The 24,621-nt window shown below is 64.7% G+C and carries 24 protein-coding genes and 1 pseudogene; 11 read left to right on the top strand and 14 right to left on the bottom strand.

Annotated elements, in window-relative coordinates; all coding sequences use genetic code 11:
- The first annotated feature begins 87 nt into the window (after positions 1-87).
- Entirely contained in the window at positions 88-672 is a 585-nt protein-coding gene (locus A5636_RS01445) for a PadR family transcriptional regulator (protein WP_065157153.1), read from the top strand.
- On the opposite strand, the pseudogene A5636_RS25160 reads toward A5636_RS01445, so the two are convergent.
- The 3 genes and pseudogenes from A5636_RS25160 to A5636_RS01435 all read right to left on the bottom strand — a co-directional run.
- Positions 609-1,034 (bottom strand): annotated as a pseudogene (locus A5636_RS25160) (DUF417 family protein); the annotation flags it as partial. The gene A5636_RS01445 and the pseudogene A5636_RS25160 sit on opposite strands and share 64 nt — an antisense overlap.
- Before the next feature lie 34 nt (positions 1,035-1,068).
- Positions 1,069-2,271, bottom strand: coding sequence for a MalY/PatB family protein (locus tag A5636_RS01440; RefSeq protein ID WP_065156927.1), 1,203 nt, complete (start codon positions 2,269-2,271; stop codon positions 1,069-1,071).
- Positions 2,272-2,392: 121 nt separating this feature from the next.
- Positions 2,393-3,238, bottom strand: a complete 846-nt coding sequence (locus A5636_RS01435) for an SDR family oxidoreductase (protein ID WP_065156926.1) — start codon at positions 3,236-3,238, stop codon at positions 2,393-2,395.
- Positions 3,239-3,379: 141 nt separating this feature from the next.
- Here A5636_RS01435 and A5636_RS01430 point away from each other — a divergent pair, with 141 nt between their 5' ends.
- On the top strand, positions 3,380-4,375 hold the full coding sequence (locus A5636_RS01430) for an LLM class flavin-dependent oxidoreductase (protein WP_065156925.1): 996 nt from the start codon (positions 3,380-3,382) through the stop codon (positions 4,373-4,375).
- Complete coding sequence (locus A5636_RS01425) at positions 4,372-5,559, top strand: cytochrome P450 (RefSeq protein ID WP_065156924.1); 1,188 nt, start codon at positions 4,372-4,374, stop codon at positions 5,557-5,559. The genes A5636_RS01430 and A5636_RS01425 overlap by 4 nt, the downstream gene beginning before the upstream one ends.
- Positions 5,560-5,567: 8 nt before the next feature.
- Here the strand turns inward: A5636_RS01425 and A5636_RS01420 are convergent, their stop codons facing one another.
- Together A5636_RS01420 and A5636_RS01415 are read right to left on the bottom strand one after the other, a co-directional pair.
- Entirely contained in the window at positions 5,568-6,557 is a 990-nt protein-coding gene (locus A5636_RS01420; RefSeq protein ID WP_065156923.1) for an alpha/beta fold hydrolase, read from the bottom strand.
- 17 nt (positions 6,558-6,574) lie between these two features.
- Positions 6,575-7,906, bottom strand: a complete 1,332-nt coding sequence (locus tag A5636_RS01415; protein ID WP_065156922.1) for a M23 family metallopeptidase — start codon at positions 7,904-7,906, stop codon at positions 6,575-6,577.
- Between the two features lie 264 nt (positions 7,907-8,170).
- Between A5636_RS01415 and A5636_RS01410 the strand changes: the two genes are divergently transcribed.
- Entirely contained in the window at positions 8,171-9,157 is a 987-nt protein-coding gene (locus A5636_RS01410; protein ID WP_081287552.1) for a phosphorylase family protein, read from the top strand.
- Between the two features lie 51 nt (positions 9,158-9,208).
- On the opposite strand, the gene A5636_RS01400 is transcribed toward A5636_RS01410, so the two are convergent.
- Positions 9,209-10,066 (bottom strand): sulfurtransferase, encoded by an 858-nt coding sequence (locus A5636_RS01400; protein ID WP_065156921.1) that lies wholly within the window; start codon positions 10,064-10,066, stop codon positions 9,209-9,211.
- A gap of 131 nt (positions 10,067-10,197) precedes the next feature.
- On the opposite strand from A5636_RS01400, the gene A5636_RS01395 reads away from it, so the two are divergent.
- Together A5636_RS01395 and A5636_RS01390 are read left to right on the top strand one after the other, a co-directional pair.
- Positions 10,198-10,746 carry a TetR/AcrR family transcriptional regulator C-terminal domain-containing protein gene (locus tag A5636_RS01395; RefSeq protein ID WP_065156920.1) on the top strand — a complete coding sequence of 183 codons (549 nt, stop codon included), beginning with the start codon at positions 10,198-10,200 and terminating at the stop codon, positions 10,744-10,746.
- On the top strand, positions 10,743-11,993 hold the full coding sequence (locus A5636_RS01390; RefSeq protein WP_065156919.1) for a cytochrome P450: 1,251 nt from the start codon (positions 10,743-10,745) through the stop codon (positions 11,991-11,993). Before A5636_RS01395 ends, A5636_RS01390 begins: the two co-directional genes overlap by 4 nt.
- Here the strand turns inward: A5636_RS01390 and A5636_RS01385 are convergent.
- From A5636_RS01385 to A5636_RS01370, 4 genes are read right to left on the bottom strand one after another with little or no spacing between them, the layout of a single operon-like run.
- Positions 11,990-13,507 (bottom strand): FAD-dependent monooxygenase, encoded by a 1,518-nt coding sequence (locus tag A5636_RS01385; protein ID WP_065156918.1) that lies wholly within the window; start codon positions 13,505-13,507, stop codon positions 11,990-11,992. The genes A5636_RS01390 and A5636_RS01385 overlap by 4 nt on opposite strands.
- Positions 13,504-14,130, bottom strand: a complete 627-nt coding sequence (locus A5636_RS01380; RefSeq protein WP_065156917.1) for a TetR/AcrR family transcriptional regulator — start codon at positions 14,128-14,130, stop codon at positions 13,504-13,506. The genes A5636_RS01385 and A5636_RS01380 overlap by 4 nt, the downstream gene beginning before the upstream one ends.
- A 52-nt stretch (positions 14,131-14,182) precedes the next feature.
- Positions 14,183-15,775, bottom strand: coding sequence for a Na+/H+ antiporter (locus tag A5636_RS01375; RefSeq protein ID WP_065156916.1), 1,593 nt, complete (start codon positions 15,773-15,775; stop codon positions 14,183-14,185).
- 34 nt (positions 15,776-15,809) lie between these two features.
- Positions 15,810-16,946 (bottom strand): DUF5685 family protein, encoded by a 1,137-nt coding sequence (locus A5636_RS01370; protein WP_065156915.1) that lies wholly within the window; start codon positions 16,944-16,946, stop codon positions 15,810-15,812.
- A 172-nt stretch (positions 16,947-17,118) separates the two neighbouring features.
- Between A5636_RS01370 and A5636_RS01365 the strand changes: the two genes are divergently transcribed.
- On the top strand, positions 17,119-17,535 hold the full coding sequence (locus A5636_RS01365; protein ID WP_065156914.1) for a protease inhibitor I42 family protein: 417 nt from the start codon (positions 17,119-17,121) through the stop codon (positions 17,533-17,535).
- Positions 17,536-17,575: 40 nt separating this feature from the next.
- Positions 17,576-18,274 carry a mycothiol-dependent nitroreductase Rv2466c family protein gene (locus tag A5636_RS01360; protein WP_065156913.1) on the top strand — a complete coding sequence of 233 codons (699 nt, stop codon included), beginning with the start codon at positions 17,576-17,578 and terminating at the stop codon, positions 18,272-18,274.
- On the opposite strand, the gene A5636_RS01355 is transcribed toward A5636_RS01360, so the two are convergent.
- Positions 18,271-19,428, bottom strand: a complete 1,158-nt coding sequence (locus tag A5636_RS01355) for an acyl-CoA dehydrogenase (RefSeq protein ID WP_065156912.1) — start codon at positions 19,426-19,428, stop codon at positions 18,271-18,273. The genes A5636_RS01360 and A5636_RS01355 overlap by 4 nt on opposite strands.
- 25 nt (positions 19,429-19,453) lie before the next feature.
- Entirely contained in the window at positions 19,454-20,017 is a 564-nt protein-coding gene (locus tag A5636_RS01350; protein WP_065156911.1) for a TetR/AcrR family transcriptional regulator, read from the bottom strand.
- 197 nt (positions 20,018-20,214) lie between these two features.
- Between A5636_RS01350 and A5636_RS01345 the strand changes: the two genes are divergently transcribed.
- A complete protein-coding gene (locus tag A5636_RS01345) occupies positions 20,215-21,738 on the top strand; it encodes a serine/threonine-protein kinase (protein ID WP_065156910.1) in 1,524 nt (507 codons plus the stop codon).
- A gap of 45 nt (positions 21,739-21,783) precedes the next feature.
- Here A5636_RS01345 and A5636_RS01340 read toward each other — a convergent pair whose 3' ends face one another.
- The gene (locus A5636_RS01340; protein WP_065156909.1) at positions 21,784-23,163 is read right to left on the bottom strand and encodes an FAD-binding oxidoreductase; all 1,380 of its coding nucleotides are present in this window, start codon (positions 23,161-23,163) and stop codon (positions 21,784-21,786) included.
- 322 nt (positions 23,164-23,485) lie between these two features.
- On the opposite strand from A5636_RS01340, the gene A5636_RS26370 reads away from it, so the two are divergent.
- Entirely contained in the window at positions 23,486-23,686 is a 201-nt protein-coding gene (locus A5636_RS26370; RefSeq protein ID WP_172827130.1) for a hypothetical protein, read from the top strand.
- Here the strand turns inward: A5636_RS26370 and A5636_RS01330 are convergent.
- A complete protein-coding gene (locus tag A5636_RS01330) occupies positions 23,659-24,534 on the bottom strand; it encodes an NHL repeat-containing protein (RefSeq protein WP_081287531.1) in 876 nt (291 codons plus the stop codon). The two genes, A5636_RS26370 and A5636_RS01330, sit on opposite strands and share 28 nt — an antisense overlap.
- Here A5636_RS01330 and A5636_RS27685 point away from each other — a divergent pair.
- The coding region (locus A5636_RS27685) for a hypothetical protein (RefSeq protein WP_216638802.1) at positions 24,480-24,621 on the top strand (142 nt) is incomplete at its 3' end. The two genes, A5636_RS01330 and A5636_RS27685, sit on opposite strands and share 55 nt — an antisense overlap.

Genomic DNA, 24,621 nt, shown 5'->3' with positions numbered 1-24,621 from the left:
GGCTCCGATCATCACATTCCAATTTAGACAGGTCGATAGTGACATGAGACTAATGACATGTCAATCGTGGAAGGTTATGATCGGGCGGTGAGCCTACGACATGCCGCCCTGGGGCTGTTGTCCCAAGAACCCGGAAGCGGATATGACCTGCTGAAACGGTTCAAAGAGTCGATGGACAACATGTGGCCCGCGACCCAGAGCCAGCTGTACGGGGAGCTCAACAAGCTGGCGACTGCGGGCCTGATCGAGGTTTCGGACGTCGGCCCGCGGGGGCGCAAGGAATATGCGATCACCGATGCCGGGCGTGCCGAGTTGCGTCGGTGGATGACCTCGCCGCAGGAGGACCCGCCGATCCGCAACGCTGCCATCCTGCGGGTTTTCCTTCTTGGCCAACTCGAGCCCGCCCAGGCGCGGGAGTACCTGAAGTCACTGCTGGCTGTGGCTGAAGAAGAGCACGCCCGCTATGCGGAAATGCTTGACTCCTACGACTGGTCCGTCGACGACGACGCGTTCTTCGCCCGAGCCGCGCTGGAACAGGGGCTGCGCTGGACACAGCATGAGATCGAGTGGGCCACCTGGGTACTCGACGGGCTGAGCGAGCGGCGTCGCAATGCATCACCGAGCGTCCAGATCGCGACGCCAAGCAGCACCACGTCTTTGAGCAGGAACTGACCTGGTTGTGCGGTCAAGACGGGGAGTCCCGCGGCGTGAGTGGCGAACAAACCCGGCGTGGTGAACAGGAAACTCACTGTTCCCAGGAACAGTACGACGGCCAGGGCACTGCCGACCGCGGACAACTTGGGCGACCAGGGAACAATCGCAATCAGCAGCGCCGCAACGATTTCCGTCGTTCCCAGCATTCGCGCGACGGTCGTAGCACTGGCGAAGTCGTAAATCCAGCTCAGCAACGGACTGTTTTCGATCAGGACCCTGGATTCCATCTTCACGTACTTGCCGAACCCGATCCAGGCCAGCACGAGTACCAATCCGTAGCGGGCCACCAGCTGACCCAGGCCCGTGAATTTGTCAGCAATAGGGGACACAGCTACTTGTCACGGAGTGGCCGGCTCATCGGTTCAACGCGCGGCCCATCCGGGAGACGGCTTCGGTCAGGATCGCTTGCGACGTAGCGAAATTCAGGCGGACGTGTCCGGTGCCGCCGCTGCCAAACACGTGGCCGGAACTGAGCGCGACGCGGGCATGGTCGCGGAACCAGCGGGCCGGCCCGGCCAGGTCGGCCACCACCTTCAGCCCGTCGCTGTGTTCTTCGTCAACGCCGAGGGCGCGGCAATCCAGCCAGGCCAGGTACGTGCCCTGCGGACGCAGTAGCCGCACGCCGGGCAGGTGCTCGGTGACCAGCTCGCCCAACAGTGCGCGGTTGCCGGCCAAACCCTGCAGCAGCGCGTCGAGCCAGTCGCCACCTGCGCTGAACGCTGCGGTGTGTGCGATGAGGCCCAAGTGGCTGGCACCATGGCCCACTTCTTCGGGCATCCGGTGAAGATCCGCAGCCGCCTCTGGACCGGCGATGGCGAGCGCCGCTTTGATTCCCGCCAGATTCCAGGCCTTCGACGCCGACGTCAGAGCGAACGCATTCTCGGCGCCCGGCACGCTCAGATAAGGCGTGAATCGTGCCCCCGCCAGCACCAGGGGAGCGTGAATCTCGTCGGAGACCACCCGCACGCCGAACCGCCGAGCGAGCTCGGCAACCGCGCCCAATTCCTCGGCGGTGTGCACCGCTCCGGTGGGGTTGTGCGGGTTGCACAGCAGGTAGGCGACCTTGCCGGCTACGCCGGCGGACTTCCGCGCGCGCACGAACACTGTCGTCAGTACTTCTATGTCGATGCGTCCGTCGGCACCCAGCGGTGCTTCCACCACCACCCGCCCGTCATGCGCCACGAACGCGTAAAACGGTGCGTACACCGGCGAATTGACGATGACGGTGTCGCCCCGGTCGGTGACCAAGCGCAACGTCTCGACAATGCCCAGCATGACGTCGGGAACAACCCGGGTACGGCCCACTGACAAGCCGTCCCACTGCCAACGCTGCGCCGCGAATTCGCTGACTGCCGTGGCATACCCTTTGCCGTGCGGGTATCCGGTGTCGCCGGCATCGATCGCTCGGTGAATCGCTTCGGCGACGCTCGGTGCGAGGTTGACATCCATCTCGGCGACCCACAACGGCAGCACGTCCGCGGGGTACGCACGCCACTTCATGCTGGTGCGGCGGCGCAGCTCGTCGAGCTGCAACTCCTCCAGTGGGTTGTAAGCCACTGATGCAGATTAAGACGTGACGAATGCGTGTCGGGGGATGGTCAGCGGCAAGTCCACCAAACTCAACGGACCGGGTTGTGCGGCAACGACATACGGGACGACGTTGAGGGGTGACCGTCCCTCAGGCCAGCTGGACTCGGCCGGTGATCAGATCCATGATCGGCTTGCCCGGGGCGAAAGACCCGGTGATCGACGCCATGGCATGACCCTGGTCGACATTCAGCGTGATGCCGTTGACGGACGCCGAGGCGTCGCTGTTCAGCATGATCATCGCTTTGCCGATGTCTTCGGGCGTCAGGGTCGCGCTGCCGGTGTCGTCGCGGTAGTCCTGGGCGAAGGTCAGCCACAGGTCGGCGTTGGCACGGGCCAGCGGAGTGTCGGTGGGGCCGGGGCATACCGCGTTGATCCGCACACCCTTCTTCTGGAAGTGGTAACCCTGCCAGGCGACGTAACCGTTGATCGCCTTCTTGCTGAATCCGTAGTGGATGATGCCTTGTGGCTCGCGCTCCTGGCACCAGTCGTGCGCGGCCTTGTAGTCAGGGGTGGCCAGGAAGTCCTGCACCAGTTCCAGATCGTTTTCCCACCCCATGCCGGCCACCGACGAGATGAAACAAATCGCCGCGCCCCGCTGCAGCAGGTCCTTCGCGAACAACCGTTCGATCAGGTGCCGATGCCCGATGAAGTTGACCTGCATCAGCTTTGGGCCATCCGCAACACCGGCGGCGGAGAACAATTTGTCGACCTGGCCGTCGAGTTCGTCGACCGCCCGGTCGATCGAATCCTGGTCGCTGAGATCCAGCGAGATGACGCGATCGGCCTCGAAGTCCACCGGCGCGAAGTCCATCACGGTGACGTGTGCCCCGAGGGACTTTGCGAGCTGAGCCGCGGCAGCGCCCATACCGGTCGCGCCGCCGACCACCAGAACACGTTTTCCCTCGTAGCCCAATAAGTCTGACGCCGTCGTCATCTCATCCCCTTTTCCCTGGTGGTTCGTGCACCGACGTTACAGTATCCGGACCAGATGTAAGTTTCAAACCCGATGGTTGACCGCCATCACGGGTCCCACGTAGCGTACGTGAGACAAATATTAGGTCGGCTAGGAGTAGCTGTGTTCACGGTGCGCTTCGACATGCGGGCCCCGGCATTCGGGGCCGACCCGGCCGAGCTGTATGCCGCGGTGCCAGAGATGTGCGCGTGGGCCGAAGATCGGGGCTGCCTGGCCGCGGTGTTCTGCGAGCACCATGGATCCGAGGACGGTTACCTGCCGTCACCGTTGTTGCTGGCGTCTGCGGTGGCGGCCCGCACCGAGCGACTGGCGTTGACGCTGATCCTGATTCTTCCGTTCTATGACGCGGTCAGACTGGCCGAGGACGTCGCCGTCCTAGACATCGTCAGCCGGGGGCGGGCCTCCTACATCATGGCGCTGGGGTACCGGCCCGAGGAATACGAGATGTTCGGGTTGGGACTGGAAGCCCGGGGTCAGCTGGCGGATGAGAAGCTGGGTCTGCTGCGCCAGTTGCTCGCCGGGGAGACCGTGGTGAAAGACGGGCGGCGAATCATGGTGACGCCGCAACCCCTTACGCCGGGCGGTCCCGGGATGATGTGGGGCGGCGGCAGCCTGGCCGCGGCTCGTCGGGCCGGCCGGTACGGGTTGGGCATGCTGGCGAACGCCAATATCGACGGCATGCGCGAAGCCTACGAGGCCGCATGTCGCAAACACGGCCACGAACCGGGTCCGGCTTTCTTTCCTGACCGCAACACGCCCTCGGTCACTTTCGTCGCCGACGACGTGGACCAGGCCTGGTCGGAACTCGGTGAACACCTGCTGCACGACGCGCGAACCTATGCCGCCTGGAATCCCGGTAATGAGACGTCGGCGGGCTTCTCCCATGTGTCCACCATCGACGAGCTGCGCGAAACCGGAAAATCACACGTGATCATCACGGTAGAGCAAGCGATTTCGCGAATCCGCGCCGGAAAGATGTTGACGCTGTCGCCGCTGTGCGGCGGGCTGCCGCCCGACGTGGCATGGCCATATCTCAAACGGGTGGCCGAGGTCGTCTTGCCCGAAGCCGCCCGTCCGGTAGCCGCGGAGACCGCATGACATCCACCGAAGTCTATTACGACCCTTTCGATTTCGACATCGACGATGATCCGTATCCGACGTGGAAGCGGATGCGCGACGAAACCCCGCTCTACTACAACGCGAAATACAACTTCTATGCACTGAGCCGATACGAGGATGTCGCGCCCGAGCTGACGAACTGGGAGACATACCGTTCCGGGCGCGGCACCACCATGGACATCATCATGAGCGGGGTCCGGGTGCCGCCCGGGGTAATTCTGTTCGAGGATCCACCGCTGCATGACCTGCATCGGCGCTTGTTGTCGAGGGTTTTCACGCCGCGGCGGATGGAGGCGATCGAACCGCTCACCCGGGATTTCTGCGTACGCGCGCTTGATCCGCTGGTCGGCTCCGGCCGGTTCGATTTCATCGAGAACCTCGGTTCGACGATCCCGATGCGCACCATCGGCTACCTGCTGGGTATCCCGGAGGAGAGCCAGGCGAGCATCCGTGATCGCGGAGGCCGAGCGATCAACCTGCGTGAGGGGGCCTTTCGGACGGTCGACGAGGACCTGTTCGAGAAGAGCTATGAGGTGTTCTCCGAGTACATCGATTGGCGCATAGACCATCCATCCGACGATCTGATGACGCAACTGCTCAACGCCGAGGTCCAGGAGAACGGGGTCACCCGCCGCTTGGAGCGGACCGAAGTGCTGATGTACACCAGCATGATCGCCGGCGCCGGCAACGAGACGACCACCCGTCTCATCGGATTCATCGGTCAACTGCTGGCCGAGCATCCCGACCAGCGGCGTGAGATCGTGGCGAATCCGTCCCTGATTCCGATGGCGATCGAGGAAGTACTGCGTTACGAGGCGCCCTCGCCGGTGCAGGCCCGGTATGTGGCGCACGACGTGGAGTCCTATGGGACGCTGATTCCCGAGGGTTCGATCATGTTGTTGCTCAACGGATCCGCCAACCGCGACGAACGCAGGTTCGTCGACGCCGACCGTTTCGACATCCATCGCGGTGGCGGCCATCTGAGCTTCGGGCATGGCTTGCACTTCTGCCTGGGCTCGGCGTTGGCGCGCATGCAGGCGCGGGTGGTGTTGGAAGAGGTCATCAAGCGCTGGCCGGACTGGGAAGTCGACTATGCCAATGCCAGCAAGGCGCACACCAGCAGCGTGCGGGGCTGGGCGAAGCTTCCGGTGATCACCGGGTAGCGACGGGGCTAGCCTTGCAGCTGGTCTATCAGCACCGCGCCGTCGGGCCGGTTCCCGAGTGTTTGCAGTTGCAGTGCAATGCTTTCGGCTTGCACCGTGAGCCGTATGATCTGCGCCAGTTCGGCGGGTGCGTCGCATTGCAGATAGTGGTCGGCGGTCGGCAGCACCCAATAGCGGCTTCGGGCCGGCATCTTCCGCAGGTACGAGTGCCAGACGTGGTTGGCCACCCGCAACGGCGCAACGGTGTCGTGCAGCCCCCACACCAGCGAGACGTTGACCGGGAGCTTCGACATCGACTCAAGCCAACGCTTTTCGTCGGCGGCGCGCTCATGCAGATATTGGATGGTGTCGGGCAGCACTCGAATGCCGTCGTTGTAGGCAAAGCACTTAGCCAGGGCGGCGATATCGGGATCTTCCAGAGTGCGGCGCGGCATGAACGTGGTGAACCCGAGACCGGCGGCCAACATCTCCGGTGTTGTCTCTGCGGCCGCGTCTCGGCCCGTCGCGTTGTCGAGCAACGCAGTCTGAAATGCGGTGAGATTGGACAGCGGCAGGTAGATGTTGGCGTTGGTGATGATGACATCGAGTGGCAGCGCTGATTTTTCGGCTAGCAATCCCAGCGCGATCATGCCCACGCTGCTACCGCGGTCGTGGGTGATCATCCGGTAGTCAGTCAGCTTCCACACGTTGGTGATGGCATGCACGAGCAGACGTGCGTCGTCGTACAGCGAATAGATGTAGGGCTGGGGTGGTTTGTCGGATACGCCGTAACCGGGAAAGTCCAGGGCGAAGATCTCGAATTCGGACTTCAGTTCACGAGCCAACGCGTAGTAGTCGATGCTGGATGTCGGAAAACCGTGTACGCACACCAGCGGCGGTGCTCCGGGTGTGCCGAACCGCCGGAGGAAGACCGTGACTTCCTGCCTGTCGTTGGCGTCAGTAGTGGATCGCCATTGCAATTCGGTCCCAGCGCTGTTCCACTCCACGAAAACGTCCATGTACCGGCCTTTCTGGGCTAGGAGAGCGGGAAGGTCACGATGGAAAGCAGCAACGGCAACTGGTTTCCCTTGAGTTGGGCGGCGGCCAAGACTTCCGGTCCGAAGAATGATCCGCTCAGGTAGTTGTCGGCGCTCCACACTTGTGCCGCACTGACCTGTCCTTGGTAGCTGAAACCTTCCATCACGTAGGGCAGTCCGTCGGCCTCGAGCAACGAAGGACCGCTCATCAGCTGGAAGTGCAGGTGTGGGGCGTTGGAGTTGCCGGTGTTGCCCAACTTCGCGATCTGCTGACCCTTCTTCACCTTGTCCCCGGGCTTGACGAGCAGTGAGCCCTGGATGAAATGCGCGTACATGGCGTACACGCCGTCACCGATATCCATGATGATGTGATTGCCGTCGATATTTTCCACGGTCAGCTTGGCCGCCAGCGCGGGCTCGGATGCGGGCAGGATGCCGGGGACGTTGGCTTCGACATTGTCCAGTGTCGACACCACGGTGCCGTCGGCGACTGCGTACACGGGAGTCCCGTAACTGACGAAGCTTTCGTTCTTGGTCCGGTCGCCGGCGTAGAAATTGCCCTGGTCATTCATCCGCATCCAGTCGATGGCGAAACGCTGACTGTTGTTGAGTTTCATGTTCACCGGCAGGATGGCGTCGCGGTGTGCCCAGCCCGGATCACAGCAGCCGTTGAAGGCGACCCAGTTGTTGCCGCGTAACGGGGAACCGATGATCCGCGGCATACCGGCCGAGATATTGAACGGCGCTCCCAATGTGTCGATCGGGCTCGGCTGGGTGGATGCGCCCGGGTTGGTGACACCGGTGCCGTGCAGTCGCAGCATCACCGCTTTGGGAAAGTCCGACAAGTTGTCAAGCCGGAAGTCGATGAGTAGTGACCGGGCCGACTGCGGCGGTATGTTGACGTCGGTAGCCGGCGCGGCAGGGACCAGCCGCAGCCGATTGCAGTTGCCGTAATTGCATGCGGGGTCGACCATTTGATTGCCTGTGAACGATGCCAACACCTTGTTGGGGTCCCGCGCATCGACGACGTCAACTCCGGTCAGCGTGGCGGGCGTGGCGGTTGAGTTGGTCACCTGCATGTCGAATGCCAGGTGATATTTGTCGTCCGAGCCCGGGAACGGAAATGTCGGCCGGCTGATTGGGCTCACCGTCAGTGGGGTGAACGCGTCGGGTACGTTGATGCCCGCCATCGGGTCGGTGCTGGGTGGCTGGCTGGTGGTGCCGGGAGGTTGTCCAGGCGTCGATGTGCAAGCGGCGGCGGTGAGCAGAACCCCAAGGAACACCAGACTTTTCCAACGGAACACCCCGCATTGCCGGTGCCGCTTCCCCATCTACAGTGCCTCCCTGGTCAGATCGGCTGAGCATAGTCTCGCGGACCGCGATCGCATCACGACATGCAATCGCTAAGCAAAAATAACGATAACGAATATCCAACTACCCGCCGTCTGGCGTGAAAATCGTGCGCAGGCAAAGTTCAGCCGACTTCGGCCGTTGCGCCGAGATCAGCGACAAGGAAAACAGCGAGTTCTGGCACCCATGAGCGACGAAGCACTCGGCGGGATAGGGGGATCGTGCTCAAACGGTTCCGTGTCGCGATGGTCCTGGTGGTCGCGTCCTGGCTGGGCGGGGGTTTGGCCGAGGCGGATCCCGGAGAGGTCGCGGAGGTGATGGTGGCTGCATGTGAACAGCGGACACTGGTGCTCACCGCGTTTCCGGCGGAAGCGGACGCGGTACTGGCCCACACCATGCTCGACGCGAATCCTGTTGAGGTATACGACCGACAGTATTACTACCGCGGTTCGATCGCCGGTAAGAAGGTCATCGTCGCAATGACCGGTATCGGACTGGTGAACTCCGCCCGAGTCACCGAGGCCGCGTTGCGCCGCTTCACGTGTGCATCCGGCATTGCCATTGGTGCAGTGGTGTTTTCGGGAGTTGCCGGTGGCGCGGGCCGCACCAGCATCGGTGATGTGGCCGTGCCTGCCCGGTGGACTCTGGACAACGGAGCAAACTTTGCGCCGGTCGATTCCGGCATGCTGGCCGCAGCGCAAACATTGGTCGTAAACCTCAGTGGCGTCAACAATCTCGGCAACCCGATATGCCTGTGCCGCCATGTGCCCGTGGTCAACCTGATGGATCTCAAGCGCCAGCCTCAAGTGCTGGTGGGTGGCGACGGTTACAGTCACGACTCCAACAACGGCCAGGCGTTTCCGTGTGTGCCCAACAGCGGCGACGTCTTTGGGTGCCAACCATGCAGCGCACCCGGTCGGTCGCTGTTGTACACCGGCAACTTCTTCCAAGCGATCGGACCGTTTCTGGCAAAAGGGCTGCTGAGCAATCTGAACATTCAGACGGCGCAGAACCCGGCCTTCGACGCGGTGGATCAGGAGACCGGCGCGGCACTGGCGGTCGCACGGACCCACGGGGTTCCGTTTCTGGGGATCCGCGGCATGTCGGACGGTCCCGGTGATCCGCTGGGCCTGCCGGGCTTTCCGTTTCAGTTCTTCTTCTACAAGCAGATCGCAGCGGAGAACGCCGCCAGGGTGGTCGAGGCGTTCCTGGCGAACTGGGCCGGTGCCTGAGGGGTTGTCGCTACAACCGGGCAAAGGTCCACAGCATCGGGGACGGGCTACTCACGATTCGCCGCCCCGAGCAACGGGTCGTTGCGGATCCGAACTCCACTCCGACCACGAGCCGGGAAAGAGAGCGGCCTCATGGCCGGCGGCGGCCAGAGCTGCGATGACCACCGTGGCCGTCACCCCGGATCCGCAGTAAGCCCCGACGGGCACGGCCGGATGAATGGCGCGCTCGGAGAGCAGACTCGCCAGGGTTTCCTCGTCGAGGAACGTCCCGTCGGCGGCCAGCATCTTCACGAACGGCAGATTCTTCGCGCCGGGGATGTGCCCGCCGACGGGGTCGACAGTCTCGGAATCGCCGCGGTAGCGCTCCGGTGCGCGCACATCAAGGAGCGGCATGTTGCCGGCGTCGGCTTGCGAAGCCGTCAACGTGGGACGGCTTCCGGAATAGAGATTGTCATGCAGCACAGTCACATTCCCAGGCTGAGGTGACACCGCCCCCGTTTCCACCTCGCCCCCCGAGGACCGCCACGCGTCCCAGCCGCCGTCCAGAATGCGCACCTCGGTCAAGCCCGCCGCAGTCAGTACCCACCACGCCCGCCCGGACCCGGCGCGATTCCAATCGTCATACACCACCACCGGCACGCCTTGCCGAACTCCCCAACGACGCAACGCTTCTTGAAGGTCTCGGCCCGACGGTAGCGGGTGACGTCCGCGACCGGTAACCGTGTGATCGCTCAGTTCGTCGTCGAGCGAGACGTACACCGCGCCCGGTATGTGACCGTCCAGGTAGGCGGGACGTCCGTCCGGAACGTCGATTCGCCAGCGCACGTCGAGGATGGCCACCGGTTCACCCGCTTGGATCCGAGCGGCGAGTTCGGTGGGTTGGATCAGAACCTGCTCGCGTGCATTCATTGCTTCACCGTAGCTGGGACGGCATTGTCCTTGGCGCGTAGCCGCGGGGAATCGGGACGAGGAAGCTTTGCGATCGAGGCGGTACCGCGCTAGATTCTAACAATGCTCGAATTGATTCGAACGCGGCTCGAATGACGACTTCCGTTCGGAGGGCATACGGCGAACTCGACCGCACCCAAGTGGTGTCCGCGTTGCGTAACCTGGCGCGTCGGGTGGGCGTGCAGCAAGTCACGATGCGGGAGCTGGCGGCTGAGCTGGGTGCCGCCGCACCCTCGGTTTATTACCACGTTCCGGGGAAGCAAGCCGCGCTCGATCTGCTGGCCGAATCGGTGCTGACTGATATACCGGTCCCCGATGCCGGCCCGTGGGACGTTCGCCTCACCGAGCTCTATAGTTCGGCTCGCGACGTTATCCTCAGCGTGCCGGGGGTGGCCGCAATCTTGCAGTCTGGCGGTGGTGGGGAGCGGGCGAAACGTCTCGATCGGCTCAGCCGCGCGTTGCTCACCGAGGCCGGACTCACCAAATCGGTTGCCGCCGCGGCACATACGGTCCTATACACCTACCTGCTGGGCTCGGTGAGCTTGGCGGAGTCGCGGGGTAAACCCGACTCCAGCAAGCGGTTTCGCGCGGGCCTGGATGTGATCATTGCCGGTATCAGGGCATCGGAGGGGGAGTCATGACCGTGCCCCGGTTGGGCTCGTTGAAGGTCGAGAACCAGGACACTCCCGCCGATCGGGACGCCGCCGCCGTGCTGGACCCCGACACATTCGTCGTCGGTGCTCCGTTCGATGCGCTGAATAGGCTGCGCGCGCATGCCCCGGTGCACCCCGTGCAGATGTCCGGCCTACCGCGGGCCTGGCTGCTGACCAAGCACGCCGACGTCAGAATGGTCAGCCGCGACACCGACACCTTCACCAGCAGCAGGGGCAACACCCTGGTGGAGGTCGAAGCCGGCCCCACCTCGGCGATGCTGCCAGGGATAGACCCGCCACGACACGTGCACTACCGCAAGCTGATCAATCAGGGCTTCACGGCTCGCAATGTGCTGCGCCTGGAACCGCACATGCGGCAGGTGGCTCGCAGGATCGTTGCCGACATCAAAGACAAGGGCGAATTCGACGCAGTCCCGGACATTTCCGCGGAGATGTCCCTGCAAGTCATTGCCGACGTGCTCGGTGTTCCCGCCGAAGACCGGATGGAGGTGTTCCGCTGGAGCAATGCCATCGGAACCCTGGGCATCGAGGACCCCGACTATGCGCCGACACCCGAAGCGCTTGGTCAGGCCGCCGCCGAGATGTTCGCCTACTGCAACCAACTCGTCGAACACCGACGCACGCACGGACTCACCGACGACATTCTGTCAGCTCTGCTGGCTGCCGAAGTAGATGGAGAACAGCTCAACCGCGACCAGCTCAACGAGTTCTTTCTGCTGTTGGCGATCGCCGGCAACGAAACCACCCGGAATACGCTGAGCCACGGCATCTTGGCCCTGTCGGAGCATCCGGAACAGCGGTCCCTGCTGGCACGCGAACCCGCATCGGTGCCGACCGCCGTCGAAGAGTTGCTGCGCTGGGCGACCCCGGTGATGCACTTCCGGCGTACCGTCACCCGCGACGTCGAGATACGCGGGCAGCACATACCCGCCGGTGACTGGGTGTTGATGCACTACCTCTCGGCCAACCGTGACGAGGAGGTATTCAAACGTCCCGACGAATTCGACGTCACCCGAACCGATTCGGGGCATGCCGCGTTCGGCGGTGGCGGAGTGCATTTCTGCCTGGGTGCCCAGCTGGCCCGCCTGGAGCTACGGGTGCTGCTGGAAGAGCTGTATCCGAGCGTGCCGGGACTTACCGTCACCGGTCCGCCGGACCGCTTGCGGTCGTCGTTTTTCCATGGGATCAAACGACTGCCGTGCAGCACGGGCTAGGCGCCACCGAACCAGCGTGTCAAGGCCGCATGCAGACGCTGCTCGGCAGAGCTGTCGAATGTGTCTGTCGCCCAGGCGACATAACCATCGGGCCGGATCAGCATCGCAACCGCGGGCGCTGCGGCCATGCTGGTGCGTACGAGGTCTACGCGGTGCGCCCAACCCCGGGCCGCATCCGCGGCGCCGCAGCCACCGAGATCCAGCAATACCGGATGGCCCTCGTGGAGTAACTCGGCGACCCGCCGGCCATCGCCGATCGTCAGGTCGGGCACCAGCCGCCCCGACAGAGGATGATCATCGCCGACGTCATAGCCCACATCGGACCCGGCCAGCAACTCGGCCATGTGCTGCAACACCATTGGCATGGTGAACAACTCGCCCAGCAGTTCGCGCAGCGCGCCCACTTCCGGTCCCGGCGACATGAGGGCGGTCTGGGCCAACGAATGCATCATGACCCGTTTGCCGACCGGGTAGCGCTCGGACTGATAGGTGTCGAGCAGACCTGGCGGCGCCCACCCATGGATCTCGGCCGCCAGCTTCCAACCGAGGTTCATCGCGTCCTGCAGGCCCAGGTTCAGGCCGGGACCACCAATCGCGCTATGCACGTGGGCGGCGTCACCCAGCAGCAGGACCCGACCGTCGCGGTAACGCTCCGCCTGGCGGGTGTTCCACCCATTGATTCGCCGAAGGGCGTGCGGCCCTGCGCCTTTGGGTTCCTCAAGCGGGAGGTCGACGCCCAGCAGTCGGCGGGCGCTCTGTCGTAGCTCGGTGACGGTCATCGCTGTGTCCTCGACCGGGGGCCCCACTTCGAAAGTGCCGAACATCGGCCTGCCCGGTTCGAATTCGGCGTAGATCAGTCCGCCGCGATCCACCCGCGTGTGGCCGAAACCAAGCCGGCCGAAACCGGGAATCTCGAGGCCACCGTAGCCATCCCGGAGGTGTTCGGGGATGTGCACATGTGCTATTCGGGCCACGGTGGGCGACGTGCTGCCGGGGAAGCCAATCCCCGTCGTCTTGCGGACGAGACTACGTCCGCCGTCGGCGCCGACCAGGTAATTGGCAACGATGCGGTAGTCGCGCTCGGGTGAGGAGACGCTGAGCGCAATGCATTCCGGCTCCGGGCGCAGCCCGGCGAGTTCATGCCCCCAGCGCAGATCGACGCCGAGGTCGCGTGCCCGCTTCTCGAGCAGTCGCACCAGTCGCGGTTGAGAGATGCGCAGTGCGTACATCGGATTGTCGGTGAGGCCCAGGAAGCTCAGCGGCATTGCCGCGAACATCCAACCGGGCGTTGGTTGTGGCGGGCCTTCCTCGCCGCTGAACGTCTGATACAGCCCCCGCTGATCAAGCATCCGAATGACCTGTCCGACCAAGCCGTTCGCCTTCGGTTCCAGGCTTGGCCCGGGCAGTCTATCGACCACGACAGGCCGGATACCGGTGAGCGCGAGCTCGCAGGCCAGCATCAGCCCGTTGGGTCCGGCCCCGGAGATGACGACGACGGCGCTTTCGTCAGTCATGGCCGTCCGGCTGGTTCCGGCAGACCGGCGGCGACGGCGGCCAGACCCTCGCGGATCAGTGTGGTGATCGCGACCGGTGGATCGGCGGCGACGTAGGCATCCGCGGCCGCGTCACCTACCGCGCGGACCACCGCTACCACCAACCGCGGGTACATGTCGTGCCGGGGATCGGTGCCGGTGCGTTCGGCGATCGCCTCGAGCCACCCGTCGAACACCTCCTGGGTCACCGCATTGCGAATCTGAGCGCTCAGCAACAACTTTCGAACCTCGACGAGTTCGCGGCGGCTCGGCACCCGATTCTCGTCACTGCCGGCGTCCGCGAAATCTTCTTCGAGAGGTGTAAGCACCGCATGGGTGATCGCGGTCCACAGTGGTTCTTCGGGTGGTCGCCTCCGCAACTCGGCGACGCTGCGCCGCATCCGCTCGGTCTGCCGATAGGCCAGCGCCTCGTACTTGCCGCTGAAGTAATTGGTGAACGTACGCAGGGACACCCCGGCTAAGTTGGCGATGTCCTCGCGGGTGACGTTATCCAAACCGCGGTCGAACGCCAGGCGCAATGCGGCGTCACTGAGCGCCCGCCTGGTGTCGGCTTTCTTGCGTTCGCGCAGACCTGGACCCGCCATACCGCGACGCTAGCAGAATATTGCACATCGGGCAAAATTGCCTGAAAGGCAGTTATTCCAAGTCGGCGGGTCCCAGCAAGCGCACCTCTTCCAGATCCAGGTCGGCCTGCAACTCGCGCAGCACAATGTCGTCGATGTGGCGCTGATCCCGAAGTTCGGTGATGGCTTGGCGTTGGCGGTCTAGGACGCGTAGCCGAACTTCACGAAGCAAGTCGCTTTTCTCGGCCAGGTGGTTGTTCCCGGAGTCATCGGCGGTGGCTTCGACAAGCAGCGCGTGCTCTTCGTACTCCTTCTGCAGGCGAGCCAGTATCTTTGGGCCGGCGCCCAGTTCGGCGGCGACCTCGGGTAGTGCCGCCAGCGCGGCTTCGGCACCACGCGTACGGGCCAGCTGCACTTCTTCGGCCCGTGCCACGTCCTCGGGCAATCGCGCCCACCGCACGACGGCATTCAGCGTGCTGCCCTGCACCAGGACGGTCAGCAGGATCACCACCGAGACGACGAAGATGATCAGGCTGCGGTCCGGAAATGGCGCGCCGGTGTGAGTCACCAGCGGTACGGCCAGAGCGGCAGCCAGCGAGACCGCACCCCGGAAGCCGGCCCAACTGGTGACGCAGCGCTGACGGAAGTCCACATGATGTGTCGGGTGCCGCAAGGTCTTGTCGATGACACGGCCCAGGACGGTGGTGACTTCCACCCAGGCGAACCGGGTGAGGATGACCACCCCGGTGACCGCAAGGGCCAGATAGCAGGCGTGCCTGAAGCCACCGTCGATGCCGGCGATCCCGCGGATGTCGCCGGGGATCTGGACGCCGATGAACACCCACAACGAGCCGTTGAGCAGGAAGGTGGTGATGTCCCAGAACGCGAAAGTCTGCAGGCGGGAGCGGGCGCGGATCACCCGGGGACTGACGTAGGTGATCACCAGCGCCGACACCAGCACCGCCACGACCCCGCTGCTGTGGAATTCTTCGGCGAGCAGGAATGCCGCGAACGGCGTCAGCACGCTGACTGCGCCCTCCTCGAGGGGCGCGTCGATCCGGCGCCTCAACAGTGTGACCAGACCGCCGACGATCAACCCGGCGGTGATTCCGCCGAGGTAGGAGTAGACGAACCGGCCGGTCAGCGCGAGGGGGCCGACGGCATTGCCGCCCACGGCAACGGACACGGTCACCCCGAACAGCACCAGTGCGGTGCCGTCGTTGATGAGGCTTTCCCCACGCAGCACGGTGAGCGCGCGGCGCGGCAACCTCTTCGCCAGACCGGCGACGGCAGCGGCGTCGGTGGGGGAGAGCACCGCACCCAGGACCGAGGCCGCATGCGATTCCATCCCCAGCGCGCGTGCTGTCCAGGACACCGCCACTGCGGTGGCGATCACCAGGCCGACGCTGGTCATCACGATCACCCGGATATTGGCTTTGATCTCCCGGAAGCTGGTGTTGAGACTCTCCCAGTAGAGGATTGCGGGAAGGAACAGCAGCAACACCAGTTCGCCTTGAATATGGATATTGCCGAATCGCGGGATCAGACCCAGCAACGCGCCGAGGAAGATGAGCAACACCGGGGGGCCGACGCGGTACTTCTGGCCCAGGATGGTGCCCACGACCACCGTGGTGACCAGCGCGACGATAACGATGAGGGCAAACACCTGACCATCTTTGCCTATGGGTCAGGCGGTGTCGCTACGAGCAGTCGCAGCAGTCTCCGCAGTCACAGCAGCAGGCGTCGCCCTCACAGCAACAGCCGTCGCCCTCACAGCAGCAGGAGTCACAGCAGCACTCACACTCCCATTCGCAGCAGGTGTCGGTGCAGGTATTCCAACAACGTTCCCTCTTCTTAGGCTCCATGCTGGGGGGAAGCTCGCCGGGCGTCCCGGGGAAATTGCCGAAGCCCTGATCGCCGAAGTTGATGCCGTCCTGCTGGCCGTGCGGCGTTCCTCTGGAACCGGGGTAGTTGGCTCGCGGGACGGTGCCGGCGAACGTGCGGGATACCGCGCGTCGCATCTCCTTGATCAACAGTCGCCGGGCCAGGCGTCCGTCGGTGAAGTCCACCTCGGCCAGGGCTAGTTCGATACCCAGCACCGCGTCGTCACACAGCGCGCGCACCTCGGCGGTGGGCGTCTCGGTGGCCGCCAGCGGGTTCCATTTCCCGTGTGCCACGTCGTGGTGATAGTCCTCGACCGCGTCCAACAGGTGGGCCACCCGTCCGAACAACTGCCCGATCTCGCGCAATGGCGCCGCGTTGGCGGGCCGACCGGCCAGCACGGCAGTGTGCGCGAACGCGGCGGCGACGGCGGTCTCGGTGGGTTCGGTCACCGCGAGCAGTGAGCTGCCGGGTCCGGTCGAGGTTTCCAGCGCAGTCTGACGGTCCATCGCGGCGACCAGCACGCCGGCGTCGAAGCCCAGTGAGTGGCCGGTGTCGGTGCCGCGGCGAACCCAGTGTTCGGCGAGGCGGCGCGCCGCCGGGCGGACCGGGGCCGCGCCGACCAGGCCGTCGCGGTCGTCCGCGTGGTCACGGACCTTGGCCGCGGCGAGGGCCAAGGACACCACCGCGGCCAGTCGGACGCATTCGCCGGTAGCCACATCCGCGCGCTTCATGCCGCGCAGCGGGCACGGACCCGCGGTGCGTCGTGTCGGCTGGCTGTTCGATTGTGCTTCGACCAGAACTGAGACGATCAAGCCGTCGTAGTTGGTGGCGATCCGGGCCGCTTGTCCGTAGTCGTCGCGCAGCGCCAGGCACAGGCCGCACAACTGCGCTCGCCAGGCCGCGGTGAGTTCGCCGCCGAGGCGATGACGACAGGGTCGAATGATGCCAAACACGCATAGAAGCTACCCGACGGTTTGCTGGCGTGTGTACGAATCCCATTTCGGGTGTGGCGCGGCGGACGGATAAATGATGAAACCTGTTGTGTTGCAATGGGGCTCACGGTAACAGCCGGCATAGTCCGGTTGACGGTCGCGGCACCCGAGGCCCAAGGGCTATTGTGCTGTGATGGCGGTGAAGCTGCTGGCGGCGGTGGCCGCGTTCATCCTGCTCGTAGGGTGTTCGAACGGGAAAAAGGCGACCACACCCATTGATGTCTCCATCGACGACGTGCTGAACCAGAGCGCCATTACCCGCGATGTCACGATGGCGGTCGGGGACACCCTGAAGGTGTCGTTGGGGGCCAACCACAGCACCCCGTACCGCTGGACGCCGGATCCGAAGATCGGCGACGCAGCCATCTTGAAGCAGGCCAGCCACGAGTATGTCCATGGCAGCACCGACCGGGTGGGTGCCCCCGGCACCGAGGTGTGGACGTTCAGCACGTTGAGTCCCGGGAAAACGACCATCGTCGCGAGCTACGGCAGCATCGTGGGCGACGCCGCGCCGACATGCGTCTTCACCGCCAACGTGACAGTGCAATAGCTACTCGCGCAACCGATTAGCGGCGAGAAGGAGAGCGGCAATGGGCGACGACACTGTGGTCGATTTCCACTTCGATCCGATGTGCCCGTTTGCGTATCAGACCTCGGTATGGATCCGCGCGGTTCGCGAGCAGACCGGCCTGACCATCAACTGGCGCTTCTTCAGCCTGGAGGAGATCAACCGGGCCGAGGGTAAGAAGCACCCCTGGGAACGCGAATGGTCCTACGGATGGTCCCTGATGCGGATCGGTGCCTTGCTGCGCCGGACGGACATGACTCTGCTCGACCGCTGGTATGCGGTGATCGGCCACGAGTTGCATGCTCGCGGCGGCAAGCCGCACGATCCCGAAGTGGCGCGCCGGTTGCTTGCCGAAATCGACGTCGATCCCGCCATTGTCGATGCGGCACTTGCGGATTCGACCACCCACGACGAAGTGCGCATCGAGCACCAGCGAGTGGTCGATGCCGGTGGCTTCGGGGTGCCGACGCTTTTTCTGCACCGGCAGTGCCTGTTCGGACCGGTATTGGTCGATCCGCCGACGGGCCCGGACGCACTCAAATTGTGGAATGTCGTGACCGGCATGGCCGAGTTGCCGCACGTCTACGAACTGCAGCGGCCCAAGTCGGCAGCCGACGCCGAGTTGATCGGACGCAGCCTGCGGCCCTACCTCGACGGCAGGGACTGGGTGAGCATCAACCGCGGCGAAGTAGTTGACGTCGATCGGTTGGCGGGCCGCTAAACCATCGCGAACGGGGACACCTTCAACCCAATTGTCAAGGCACCCGCCAGTTCTCGGCTTGTGTCGTAGTCGAAGATGACGTGCCCGCTCATCACGTCGATGTCTCGTTTGGCCCGTTGCAGCGGATTGTCCAGGAAGTGCGCACTGGCGCCGGACGCCTCGAGGAGATTGCCGATGACGGTGCGCGACTCCTTGACGATGTGCGCTGCGGCCAAGCGGGCGTCGGCGCGCACCGCACGCGGCACCCGGTCTCCGGCCGCGATGATCGTTTCGATCCGCTCGATGTTGTCGGCGAGCAACGCCGGCAGGGCGCGCAGCCGGACGCGCGCTTCGCCCAGCCGTGCCTGAGCCATCGGCTTGTCTTTCTGGCGGCTGCCCTCGTAGGCGATGACCCGCTGGGAAAGGCGCGCGGTGAATAGCTCCACCACCAGTTCGGCCGTCCCCAACGCCGGCATCGCGGCCAGAAACGACAGCGCGGGCACCAACGGCCACCGGTACAGGTCTACGTCATGCAGTTCCGCTCCTGGTGTGGTGCCGGCATAGATGTCGGTGACCTTGACCAGCCGGTGGGCCGGCACGAATACGTCGGTGACGACGACGTCATTGGAACCGGTGGCCCGCATGCCGTCGGTCTGCCAGACATCGACAATGTCGAAATCGGCGGCTGGCAGCAGCGCGAGCGCGGGGTAGACCCCGTCGTCGGGACCGCAGAGCGCGCCGACGATGGTCCAGTCGCCTTCCATCACCCCGGTGGCCCATGACCAGCGCCCGCTCAATCGAATGCCGCCGGGCGCGGGTGTGCCGCGCCCGGTGGGAGCCAGTGGCGACGACGCCAGGAACGGTTTGCCCGCGAACCCCTCGTCTTGGGCTTGTTTGTCGAACAGGGCCAGCATCCAGTTGTGCAGGGTGAAGAAACCCGCGGTCCATGCGGTCGAGGCACAACCGTGCGCCAGGCGCCGGACGGGATCCAGGATCGCCTTGAATTCGGCCTGCCGGCCGTCGTAGCGCGCGGGCCTCAACAGGTCGAAAAGGCCCGACTCGCGAAGCTCGGTGACAGTGTCGGTCGGCAGGCGCCGTAGCTCCTCGGCTTCGGGGGCCCGCTGCCGGAGCCGATCGATGAAGGACTCGGTGATGCCCACCGTGGGAGGGGTCATTCGCCCAACATACCTTTTAGTATGGTCAAGGGCGCAGCAGGAAGTCGAGGAATCTCTCCCGTTGCAGCGCTTGCTTGTTGGGTGTGGGACCGGACAGGTGCAGGAGTCCGACGCCGGCGGCGAAGGTTGCGTTGGCACGCAAGTCGGCCTCTGCGGCGTCAAACCCGAAGTCGGAGAATGCTTGTCGAACGGCCTTGAGAAGTCGGCGATCGGCTGTGCGGACCGCGGCGGCCACGGAGTCGTCGGAACGGGCCCACTCGCGGATGGCGCGCTCTAGCGACCAGTGTCGCGGTCGGACCAGTGCGGCCATCATTCGTGACAGTCGTTCCCGCGGTTCGAGGTCGCGCATGCGCTCGATCTCGCTGCGGTCTTCGTCTCGCAACTGTGCCCAGGATTCGATCAGCGCTTGCCGATAAGCGGGCATGTCGGCGAAATGCCAGTAAAAGCTGCCCTTTGTGACGCCGAGGCGGGCGCACAGTCGATCGAGCTTGAGCGCAGTGAGGCCCTCCTCGGCCACGATCGCGTAGCCCGCCTGCAGCCAATCGTCCACCGACAGACGGCTATTGCTGGACGGTCGACGAATCGTCATGGCACCGCAGCCTACTTCGTGGGCGGTACCCGGGCGGAGGTCGTCGGTACCCGGGCGGATGTTGGTACCCCGGGCGGATGTCGTCGGTACCCGGACGGATGTTGGTACCCCGGGCGGATGTCGTCGGTACCCGGGCGGATTACGTGAACGGCCGGAGGGGAACCCTGGTGGCGCCCTTTGGTCAGGAAGGATTACGCATGACATCGCCGCATCGCGGCCTGCGACTCGGTACCCGCTTCGGACCCTACGAACTGCGCTCTCTGATCGGTGCTGGCGGAATGGGCGAGGTGTACCGGGCTCTCGACACGACCAAGGACCGGATGGTTGCGCTCAAATTGCTGCGTGCCGAGCTGGCCGCAGACCCCGTCTTCCAGGAACGCTTTCGGCGCGAATGCCAACTGGCCGCGCGCCTGCAGGAACCCCATGTCATACCGGTGCATGACTTCGGGCAGATCGACGGTGTGCTGTTCATCGACATGCGGCTGGTCGAGGGCGGCACCCTGAAGGATCTGATTGCGACCCGGGGTGCGCTGGATCCCGCGCAGACGGCCGCGATAATCGCTCAAGTCGCCGCTGCGCTGGATGCCGCGCACGCCGACGGGCTGGTGCATCGTGACGTCAAACCGGAGAACATCCTGCTCACCGCCGAGCATTTCGCGTATCTGACCGACTTCGGCATTGCCCGCACCGCCGGTGCCTCCAACGTGACGGCGAGCGGATGGCTGGTCGGCTCCTGCGCCTACATGGCACCGGAACGGTTCAGTGACGGCTGGGTGGGCCCGCAGACCGACGTGTACTCGCTGACGTGCGTGCTCTACGAGTGCCTTACCGGGCAGCCGCCCTTCGAACAGCCCGAGATCCAGCAACTGATCAGTTCGCACATGTTCTCGGTGCCGCCGCGCCCGAGCATCATGCGCCGGGGAATCGATCGCGCCTTCGACCGGATCGTCGCCGAAGGCATGGCCAAGCAACCGGCCACCCGGTTCGCCACCGCGGGGGAACTGGCTATGGCGGTCCGCGCGGCGGCTGGGTCGGGTCTGGCGCCGGCACCCGCTCGGGCATCGGGGCCGGCTCGGGCATCGGCGCCGGCCGGGGGTACGGCGGCGCCGCCCCCACCGTCACGCACCAGGGCTTTCCCGGTGAGCTACGAGAACCCGAACGACACCGGTTACAGCCCCTATCTGCCATCGCCTTTCCAGCCCAGCGCGCAGCCGGACGAGCGACGCGCCCGCGGTTTAGGACGCGTGCCGATGCTCCTCGGCGCAATCGCGGCGGTGATGCTGGTGGTCGCGGCCATTCTGGCGGGAGTCTTGATCCTGGGCAACCGGTCCACTGACGACGCCGCGGCCCCGTCGCCGTCGTCGCCTACACCGAAAACGCCGGCACTGTCGCAGCCCGTGGACGGCGCCGACGGCTTGGGCTTCATCGGGCATCCGGCCCGATGCGACCCCGGTCACCCGCCGGCGGCGGTTCTGCGAACGGCGCAGTCGTTGGCGGTGATCTGCCAATCCGGCCCGAACAGTTTCTATTACCGCGGCGAGCGCATTCGTGACGGAGCCAACATCGAACTCGCCAATGCGGTGCGATCCGGGGACGGATTCGATGTGACCAACCCCGCGAACGGCGTCCGCTACGAGGTGCGTCCGCAACGGCTCACCATCCGCAGCGGCGGCCATGTCGACTCGGCAGAACCGGTGCTGCAGTACGCGGTCGCCAAATAGCGGGGTCGGCCGAGCAGCGTACGGTAACCCAGCCGCCGAGCGAACTCAGTCTGCGGCGAAAACCACACCGGGGTTGAGAATGCCGGCCGGATCGAAGCTCTGCTTGATGCGGCGCATCAGCGCCAGCTTGGCCGGATCTTCGAGCTTGAGATAGTACGGCGTCTTAGCCCGACCCAGCCCATGCTCACCAGAAATGGCACCACCCAATTCCATTGCGAGCGAGAAGATCTCGTCCATCAACCGCTTACGTTTCACGGGATCCTTCAGGAAGACGGCCAGGTGCACGTTGCCGTCGCCGGCATGGCCGCACCCGGCCGCCGCGCCACCGGCCGCCGTCGCAAAATCACGCGCGGCGGTCAGGAAGTTCGGCATCGCCGACCGCGGCACCACAGTATCGATGATGTCGTCCGCGCCGATCGCCTTGGCCGTCCAGAACGCCTTCTCACGGGCCTGGACCAATTTGCGGGCCGCGCCACCGTCGAGAACATAGGCGTCCACCGCGCCGAGTTCGGCAAGCAGCCCACCGGTCCGCTCGACGTCCTCGTCCAGCCTGCCGGATGTCCTACCCTCAAGGCCCACAACAAGATACGCGGTACAGCTATCGCGGATCTGGTCCGGTATGCCTAATTCGAGGTGCTGGGTGTGCACCAGGCCGGCCATGGTGACGTTGTCGATGTACTCGAGAATGTAGGGCGCCAGGCCGTCCGCGAGGATGGCCGGCACCGCCGCCATGACCTGGTCGAAGTCGGCGAAGGGGGCGAGCACGGTGGCGCTGTGCTCGACCCGCGGATGCAACTTGACGACGACCTCGGTGGCCAACGCCAGGGTGCCCTCCGAGCCGACGATCAGCTGGGTCAGGTCGTAAGCCGTTGACACCTTGGCGATCTTGCCGCCGGTCCGGATGATTTCGCCGGTTGGCAGCACCGCCTGCAGGCCGAGCACATTGTGGCGGGCAACCCCATACTTGACCGCGCGCATCCCCCCGGCGTTGGTCCCGACGTTGCCGCCGACACTTGCGGACAGTTCGCCGGGATACACCATGTACCGCAATCCGAATTCTTCTGTCGCCGCCGCGAGTTCGGTAAGCGTCACTCCGGGTTGGACGACGGCGACCTGGTTAACGGTGTCGATTTCCAGTACGGAGTTCATCCGCTCGAACGAGATCAACAGGCCACCGGCCACAGGGCGCGCCGCACCGGACAGGCCGCAGCCGGAGCCGCGGGCGGTAACTGCAACTTTGTGCTGCGACGCCGCTGTCAGCAGGCCGGCAACCTCCTCAGCGGTGGCGGGCTTGGCGAGATAGGCCGGTGCCTGCGGTGGCTGCGTCAGTTCCTCGTCGTGCCAGTAGTCTTCTGCGATCGCTGCACCGGTCTGCAGGTGGTCGGCGCCGACGATCTGTGCGAACCGAACCGTCATGCCGCTCATGAAGGACTGCCCCTCTCCGGTGGTGCGCGGTACACGCCTTCCCGGGCGTGGCGCTGTCCGCGCAATCTTGTGACGTTACGCCGGGAGCGGCGGGTGGTTGACGGTGTTGCCGAGCGTTCCGGAAGTCGGCACGGTCGATTTCGCCGCATCGCTAGCGCGCCTCACCCAAAAGTCTCAACTACAGCTTTACCCTTCCCTTCGTGATGGTCAGGGAGTGCTTACTTCTGCCGGGGGCCGAGGTTTTGTCGGCACTGGATTTCGACTGCGAGATTCCGTGCATCTGCCGAAAGTTCTGCGACGAGGCAGACCATACCGCGGACTGGTGGATAACGCTCTCGTGCGGCTGCCGATACCCGTTCTGCAACAGGGCGTTACGCATATCGAAGATGCGATTGAAGATCCGACCGTTGACCTGTCGGCTGTGCTCGGCGGACAACATCGTGATCAGCCGGGTGCGGCGTACCTAGCCTCGTTACTGGCTCGTTACTGGCTCGGCTACTTCCGCCGCAGCGCCACGATCTGATTGTTGTGCCCACCGACATAGACCGTCCCCACGTTGTCCACCGCCAACCCCCACGGGTTGTCCAGACCGGTGAAGTGCAGCTCCTCTTGGGTCGAGGAGCCGGACGGGAGTTTCAGCGTTCGGCTGTTACCGGTGTCGGTGACATACACGGCGCCCTCGCTGTCCAGGGTGACGCCACCGGGCTGCTTCAAACCGGTAAAGGGCAACACCACCTGTTTCTTGGTGTCGGTGGGCAACATCAGGACGCGATTGTTGCCGCCGTCGGACACGTACACCGTTCCGGTGCTATTGACCACCAGACCGGTCGGTGCGCTCAGGCCGGTGAACGGCACCTCGGTTTGTGCATTCGAACCTGCGGCCAGCGCTACTACGCGATTGTTCGCGGTGTCGGTGACGTAGACGGTGCGACTGCCGTCCACCGACAGACCGGTCGGATTGCTCAGGCCGGAGAACGCGAGTACTTCTTGTTTCTGCTTGCCAGAGCGCAGTACCAGCACCCGCTTGTTGCCGGCGTCGTTGACGTAGACGGTGCCGGTGTTGTCGGCCGTCACGCCGGTCGGATAGTTGAGTCCCTCGAAGGGCAGCACAACCGGCTCATTCGCGCCTGCGAACAAGGCCAGAATCCGGTTCTTCGGAGTGTCAGCGACGTACACCGTGCCGCCACTGTCCACTGACAGACCCTGCGGATCATGCAGACCGGTGAAGGGCAGCGTCACCTGCTCGGTTTCCCCGCCCTTCGGACCGGGCTCGTTGACGACGACCAGAGCGACCACAGTGACCACCACAGCGAGCAGTGCGGCCGCCGAGATGGCGACAGCTTTGCGGCCCCACCACCGGCGTGAGCGCACCGACCGGTCTGGTGGTCAAGAGCACCGGAACGGTGTACGTGTCCGACGGCGGCAACAATCGCGTCCTGATGTTGCCCACCGACACCA

The sequence above is a fragment of the Mycobacterium asiaticum genome (assembly GCF_001673315.1).
GTDB classification, from domain to species: Bacteria; Actinomycetota; Actinomycetes; order Mycobacteriales; family Mycobacteriaceae; genus Mycobacterium; species Mycobacterium asiaticum_B.
This window is presented reverse-complemented; position numbering and strand designations above follow the sequence as displayed.